The sequence below is a fragment of the Bacteroides sp. D22 genome (assembly GCF_000163675.1).
GTDB lineage: Bacteria > Bacteroidota > Bacteroidia > Bacteroidales > Bacteroidaceae > Bacteroides > Bacteroides xylanisolvens.
This window is the reverse complement of sequence record NZ_GG774796.1, coordinates 339,145-346,113: the sequence shown is the minus strand read 5'-3', so window position 1 is coordinate 346,113 and position 6,969 is coordinate 339,145. Positions and strand designations below refer to the sequence as shown.

Genomic DNA, 6,969 nt, shown 5'->3' with positions numbered 1-6,969 from the left:
CAAGAGGAAGAGCAAAGTTGAAAATCTTGATTGCAAACATTCTTCCTTAGCTCAGTCGGTTAGAGCATCTGACTGTTAATCAGAGGGTCCTTGGTTCAAGTCCAAGAGGAAGAGCAAAGTTGAAAATCTTGATTGCAAACATTCTTCCTTAGCTCAGTCGGTTAGAGCATCTGACTGTTAATCAGAGGGTCCTTGGTTCAAGTCCAAGAGGAAGAGCAAAAAAGAAGCCACCTAGAAGGGTGGCTTTTCTATTTATTCACCTTTCTTATCATCCAAAGGACTAATAATATATCTTGTGGGATTTGGCTCAGAACAACCATATCTCTAAAAGTAGGTACATCATATCGGTACAAAAAGGAATTAAATAGTGATTAACCGGTGTGGTATTGAATCACAACAGAATCGAATAAATTCTCTTATTGGATATTTATTTTCCATTTTTCCATGTCCCCCTTCATCTTTTCTCTGTCTCTCCGATGAATAAGGAATTTGCGGGTGAAGGATAACAACTTCACCATCTCTTCTCCTGTAGCGATTAGTTTCAAAAATTGTTTCAAGGCTTGAAACAATCCGTTTCACACCGAGAAACACTTCGTTTCACTGCTTGAAACACTTTGTTTCTCGGCGTGAAACATCTAGTTTCAAATAGGGTTGAAACTAATTACGAAATAGCTTTACTAATCTTGCTTAATGGTGGAATCTGAAAGTAGCAATTTGACTTGATTCACGATGAAGAGAAGGTGAAGGGGCGGCTATTCACCTGCAAACTCCTTGTTTATCGGCAATACAGAAGAAAAGTGAAGGAGCTAGAAGAATTGAACATGTTATAGAAAAGAGCATCGAATTGTTCAAAACCCATATGGAATGAGTCGAATCGTCTATTCATAGGAAATGATTTTAATTGGGCATTTCTATTTATCCGTTTGCCTATCCAGATTCGTTCCACTTGCTATTTTTATTTCGTTCCATTATAGTGGAACGAAGTAAAAGTAGCTAATTGAGATAATCTGACTAGGCAATAAAGATAATTTGTTTGGGCAATTAAAAAAGTCTTATTGGCACACCTAACGGAGATACGGTGGCGAGGCATGCATTCGTTTAGCTCAAAACTGTGCAGGAACGAACTTTTTTGGTATAGGCTGCCCTAAAGCACATTACCCAAACTTTTAAACTGTTCCCCGATTTTTCAGACTAATCTAAAATTTATCCCCGCTGATTTGCTACTACTCCAAAGACAGCGGTTCAGTTTGAAAACGGCGGCTTAGTCTGAATATTGGGGATTTGGGGATCAGTTTGAGAACAAAGACGAAAGAATAAGGGGAACCTCCCGGATAAATCCATTAGTCCCCCTCTGATACTGGTCGTACATCATCGTTTCTTGATAAAGGCAAGTAGTTACACATAAATGTAATGTTTTCGACCTTTTAACCGTCAGACACCACTCCGTCCCATTTGACTTGCCTTTAAAGTTTAAATAACATTAGATCTTGGCGAAAAATAGCAAACCACAACCAACTGGCTGCTATAGATTCGCCGTGACACTTCATTTGTTTAATGAAAAAATAGACGAGGCAGTCCTACCGTTTGGATATAAACCACCTCGTCTTGGGGTCTTAGCCGAACCTGTTTATTTCTCTATCTTCATTCATTTCAAATCGGTTTAAATACATAAAAGAAGGAAAGAATACCATAAGAGATGTCCAGCCGGATGATTTCTTGATTGTATGGCGATGCAGCCAAGAAGGGTATTCTCAAGCAAATCACACGATTGCTTTGAGGAGAAAGCGGGCATATCTTTTTTGTTCTTTCCATTTATAACAAATGATGGTTTGCGCCCTTTTACAAACCCTGTATATACAAAAAAAGCGGTAGGGCATTTGCCTATCCGCAAGCGAGGGAGTCGAAGCCCTATACGCACAAACAGGAAACACCCCCCGCATATCGCAAGGAGCATTTTACTGTTTCATGTGCGTATTTGAATTTTCGACTTTTCGCTTGCACAGAAATCAGCTAAACGCTTTTTTTCTTCAAAAACATAAAAACATGTCGATCTACGACAGTGCAAATATAAGAAATTATTAATTCATTCGGTTCTCAATCTCGTTTTTTTTATAAAAAGTCATCTTTGAGAAGCCCTTTATACATTCTTGAAACAAATTTAAGCCGTTGCCAACGTCAATATACTAATCCGTATTCCTTCCACATTCACTAGGCAGGAAGCACATGCCAGAGTAGTAGAACCAGTGGTCAACACATCGTCAACTATCAATATGTGTTTTCCGGCAAGTGTTTCGGGATGCTGAAGCTCGAAGATACCTTCCACATTATCCCGACGTTCAAACACAGATTTACGCGTTTGCGTTTCCGTATTTTTCTTACGCAATATGGATTCTGTATCGATGGGTATTCCTGTTACAGCAGCAATACCACGGGCAATCCACTCACTCTGATTATAACCACGGATTTGCTGTTTTTTCTTATGAAGCGGTATGGGGATTATCACATCAATTCCCTGAAAAAAATTGGAAGACAAAAGTTCGGCAGCCATATACCGCCCCATAATTACACCAATTTCCTTTTGTCCACCATATTTCAACCGATGAAGAATCAACCGGAAGTCGCTTCCTTTCTCATAAAAGAAAAAAGAAGTAGCCCGTTCCAAAGGGATTTGTCCCCAGAAGAGCCGTTCTACCGGATTATCTTTTCGAAGATGATAATTAGTACGGGGTAGATTGATATTACATACTGTACAGATACATTCTTCACCCTTTGCTAACGGTCGGCCGCAAACAACGCAGCAACGGGGAAATAGCAAAGATAAGAAGGAACTAAGCCAGTCTTTGATAAGAAGTGTGTGTTTCATAATAATAGAAATTTGAAGTTGCAATAGCACCTACATATTCAATGGAGGGACTTCTGCTAGGAGCTTCTGAAAGAAAGGATGAAGATTCCCGTTCGTTGCGATAATATGATGTCCTTCTATGAAATGATCCTCACCATAAAAATCAGTCACCTTTCCTCCCGCCTCCTGAACAATCAGTGCTGCCGCAGAATAATCCCATTTTCCGAGAAATGCTTCCATCCAAGCATCAAAACGCCCAATAGCCACATAGCAGATTGCGGCAGCAGCCGAGCCATTCATCCGAATACCGCCCACTACCCCATAAAGCTGATCGATGAGATGAAGAGCAGTCTGTTTATATTGCAGATGATTATAAGGTAATTCTGTAATGACAAATGCATCTTTGATGTCCTCAACGTTCGACACATGAATTTCTTCACCATTCATAAACGCTTTTCCGCCTTTCCAAGCATAAAAACATTCATCCCGGCAAACTTCATAAACGACACCTAAAAGAAGTTCGGTACGGCTACGTAAAGCGATGGACACACAATAAGGAGCCTCATCATGAATATAATTCGTGGTTCCATCCAAGGGGTCAATCACCCAACAGTAGGGTTCATCCTGATAAGTGGCAGAGCCTTCTTCTGTAATGAATCCCGCTTCAGGCAATAAAGCAGTAAGGGCTTTCACCACTCGCACTTCAGATTCTTTATCCACATAAGACACATAATCGTGTGCATGTTTTTCCACCACACGCTCACGACGGAAGTTCTTTCGTTCTTCTTTCAAAAAATATCCAACTTCGGTAGCAATCCGGCATACATCAGTTGTAAGCTGCTTCAAATCTAACATTTATTATTCAAATTAAAAAGTGCTTCGAAGTTATAGCTTTTCCGGCAAAAAGCATAAAGGAAAATAATATTTTCGTGTTTGATACGCAAATTAATGAGATAACATCAAAACTATTATAACCAATATTTAAAAAGACATCTAAAAACAAGGCCGACTCATTTTCTTTTATGAGCCGACCTTTCTTTACTTTTACATCAAAATATAAATGTATTGTCCTTTATTCCTTAATTTATAACAACATTACTTCTGAACCACAATTTTCAACTTACAGGTACGTCCATAGAGTAATGCCACACCGTCATAAGTGAGTCCGGTTATGCCAGCTCCCGAATAGGCTGGCCCCTGGCTTCCTACCACTCCTGTAGGAGTAGCTATTTTACATCCTCCGGCAACTAATGCATCCATATCGTTTGCGGCTTCAATAACATGAATGACACCGTATTTGCCCGCCGCAGTAACAAAGGCAATATAAGAACCGTCTTTTATCTGCAAACTACAAGGATCATTCGGATATCCATCAGACGCATTGACTCTTTGCATTAACATATCGGCACCTCCTTTAGCTATACTTTCCAATACATTCAACGCCTCAAAAGTCTTGACGTCCGAAGCCGCGTTCGCCATCATCACATCAATACCAAGATCAGTAACCTTATCATCAGGTATAAGAGTAAACAACGTTTTGTTGGTAGCAACACCTGCCGGTTTGATCCAGTCATTCACATCATAAGCTCTCCCTATCGGCCCTCCATTAATTCTTGACGCACTGACATAAGAGAAACCTCTGTTTTTAACGGCAACAAAGCTCGGATTTCTCCATATATTGATGAAAGCAAAGTCTACGCTATTTGCCTTTGAGCCATATCCTTTAATTTCCTTCAAGCTTAATACATGTTTCTGCACACCCCGTATCATTATTCCCTCTATGGAGAAAATATAAGGTTGATCCGGTTCTGTTGAATGTTCCCATTCGGGTGCCATTTCGATATCGCTGAAAACAAGCGCAACATTATTGTCAACACCCTCAAGACCTTCGATATTGATAATCTTTTCCTCTTTCAACCCTTCTATATCTTCCACCACAATCTTAATTCCACCAGTATCTTTATTATCTACGACAGTTTTCAAAATAAACTCCATTTCCAACGGATTGCCTGATACCGGAATAGTCGTATATTCCTTCAGGTCACCCAGTACTTTATTACACAACGTATGTTTTATAGACTTAATGCCCACAGCAGAACGAATCACTACAGAGAGAGAAACCTCTTCATCGGGTACTAAAACAGGGAAATCTGATGGTTCGGTGAATATCTGGGATGGAAGTTTGGTTATCTTTTTAATAGGTATTACCTTTTGTGCCGTTTTTGTCAAAACGTCCGTTGATGTTACCAGTATCCCGGCTGCTTCACGCGTGTTGACCTTGACATTCAAGTCAAATTCAAGTGTCATATCAGTTTGCAGAGTATCTATCTTTAAACGTTGACGTTCAGTCGCGTTTATCTCTTCATATTCTCCATTCTCATCCATCTTCAACAAGGTAGCATATATACTGTGTATACCCACAGCAGAGAAACTTCTGGCAGATACAGTCACCGTCGAGTTATACTCCACCACATCTATCTCGGAAGGAGAAGTGAGTTCTACAGTAGGTGGCGGATACGCGTTGTCGTCCGAATAATCAGACTTACTATCACTACAATTTGTCAACAACAAACCCCATGGAAGGGCAAGTATCAGGATCATTATATTTTTGATATATTGCTTCATGACCGTTCATTTTTTATTTTAAAGATTCGATTTGTAATTGAAAACAATGTAAATCTCCGCTTACACTTGTTTCGGTTACCCCCCTAAAAGCCCATTTATGTGAAGTCAGGACAAATATACAATACTCGGAGTCTCTATTTCTATTTTCCACTTCTACGAAAGAATAGGTATCAGAAGTTAAGTTAGAAGTAATTGCCGACTCAAGATTAGGCAATAACGCACGTTTAACAGTGCCTACCAGAACCGTCTGTTCGTTTACCTTTTTCTTGAAAACGTCGACAGCCGGAGCTATAAGGTCTTCACTATTTAATGATACAGAACAGAAGAGCATATCTATTCCGTTCACTGCTTCTGTTTTTGTTTCAAGATATCTGCAATCGTTTTTTACTACATATTGTGTCATTTCGGAAATAGTAGAAGGAAAAAGCACAGTACTGCCGATTATCTTTTTCTCTCCGTTACTATAGCTGACAGGTACAAACACCGGCACTTTCTTGCTCTCTCTAGCAGTCTCCGTACCCGTATTTATGATTGCAGTTTGCCCATAGACAGCGTTCGTCCTGTCCAACAATGCCACTGCATGAACAGTGTTTCTGATAGATGACGCCACCTCTTTATAACTACAAGAGCTAAATAAATTTTGCTCTGACAAGTGCGCATAAACCAATACGTTAGTTGTTCTGAACCGGTTCCATTCCGGAATTTCTTCTCCCTTGTTATCCTCATCACTACACGAAACGAACAGGCAAGAGATGATACATATAAATAGCAGATATAGATAGTTTGATTTCATATTTCATTCATTTTACAAATTCAACTTCAGCAAACAAAGCTCTGTGGTCAGATACTTCCGGATTAGATAAAACTTTAAACGACTTCACTTTCCACTTATTCTGTGGAAGTCCGAATATATAATCAATCTTGATTGTCGGCTGATCTGCGGGATAGGTGAATGTATCATCACAGATTCTCTGCCAGTTCTTCATTACCTCACAAATCACATTAGAGTCGGTCCGGGCATTAAAATCTCCCCCCAGCAGTGTCGGGGTATCTCCCGTACCAATCCGCTCATTAATCTGTTCGGCCATTGCGCTCCTTATCAGGTCTGTCGAATGATCCAAGTGAGTCGTTCCTATCCTGATTACGTCTGAAGTTCCCGGCTCCTGAATATCTACATATAATAGCGTCCGGGGTTCTTTGGCTCCGTCTATCCCTTCAAAAGTTTTGTTATTGATATAAACCTAAAATCCGCAACTATCATCCAATACACGATTAAGGGTAGATTTATGAGTCGTTAGTAGCAGCTTTCAGTAAAAAGCAACAGCACAACATCAATATGTAGCCACCATCCCCTTACCCCACGATGCGACTTGAGGTAATACGCAGATTCTAACCGGAAAGAAAGGATTCTTATCCGAATTCTGTTTTGAAAGGTCTTGCATAAGCCCGGTTTTCTGTATAGATATTCAGCACGTATTGCCTTGCTGTCATGATCCACTTGG

Annotated in this window: 5 protein-coding genes and 2 tRNA genes; 2 read left to right on the top strand and 5 right to left on the bottom strand. The window is 40.0% G+C overall.

Translation table 11 applies throughout. The annotated features are described in order from the left end of the window. The first annotated feature begins 40 nt into the window (after nucleotides 1–40). Both HMPREF0106_RS21505 and HMPREF0106_RS21510 read left to right on the top strand, forming a co-directional pair. Nucleotides 41–114 (top strand) — tRNA-Asn (locus HMPREF0106_RS21505). 28 nt (nucleotides 115–142) lie between these two features. After that, nucleotides 143–216 (top strand) — tRNA-Asn (locus HMPREF0106_RS21510). 1,942 nt (nucleotides 217–2,158) lie between these two features. On the opposite strand, the gene HMPREF0106_RS21515 is transcribed toward HMPREF0106_RS21510, so the two are convergent. The 5 genes from HMPREF0106_RS21515 to HMPREF0106_RS0124280 all read right to left on the bottom strand — a co-directional run bounded on the left by HMPREF0106_RS21515 (nucleotide 2,159) and on the right by HMPREF0106_RS0124280 (nucleotide 6,588). Further along, entirely contained in the window at nucleotides 2,159–2,863 is a 705-nt protein-coding gene (locus HMPREF0106_RS21515) for a ComF family protein (protein WP_009038944.1), read from the bottom strand. A 30-nt stretch (nucleotides 2,864–2,893) separates the two neighbouring features. Further along, the gene (locus tag HMPREF0106_RS21520) at nucleotides 2,894–3,697 is read right to left on the bottom strand and encodes an inositol monophosphatase family protein (RefSeq protein WP_009038943.1); all 804 of its coding nucleotides are present in this window, start codon (nucleotides 3,695–3,697) and stop codon (nucleotides 2,894–2,896) included. A 240-nt stretch (nucleotides 3,698–3,937) separates the two neighbouring features. Then, on the bottom strand, nucleotides 3,938–5,467 hold the full coding sequence (locus tag HMPREF0106_RS21525) for a hypothetical protein (RefSeq protein WP_008642608.1): 1,530 nt from the start codon (nucleotides 5,465–5,467) through the stop codon (nucleotides 3,938–3,940). A 13-nt stretch (nucleotides 5,468–5,480) separates the two neighbouring features. Next, complete coding sequence (locus tag HMPREF0106_RS21530) at nucleotides 5,481–6,260, bottom strand: hypothetical protein (protein ID WP_009038942.1); 780 nt, start codon at nucleotides 6,258–6,260, stop codon at nucleotides 5,481–5,483. A 7-nt stretch (nucleotides 6,261–6,267) separates the two neighbouring features. Continuing rightward, entirely contained in the window at nucleotides 6,268–6,588 is a 321-nt protein-coding gene (locus HMPREF0106_RS0124280; protein WP_410491987.1) for an endonuclease/exonuclease/phosphatase family protein, read from the bottom strand. Nucleotides 6,589–6,969: the final 381 nt, after the last annotated feature.

What these genes read in the sequence shown, in the direction of transcription:
- HMPREF0106_RS21515 (WP_009038944.1), bottom strand. Translation starts at nt 2,863, where the DNA reads ATGAAACACACACTTCTTATCAAAGACTGGCTTAGTTCCTTCTTATCT.
- HMPREF0106_RS21530 (WP_009038942.1), bottom strand. Translation starts at nt 6,260, where the DNA reads ATGAAATCAAACTATCTATATCTGCTATTTATATGTATCATCTCTTGC.
- HMPREF0106_RS21525 (WP_008642608.1), bottom strand. Translation starts at nt 5,467, where the DNA reads ATGAAGCAATATATCAAAAATATAATGATCCTGATACTTGCCCTTCCA.
- HMPREF0106_RS21520 (WP_009038943.1), bottom strand. Translation starts at nt 3,697, where the DNA reads ATGTTAGATTTGAAGCAGCTTACAACTGATGTATGCCGGATTGCTACC.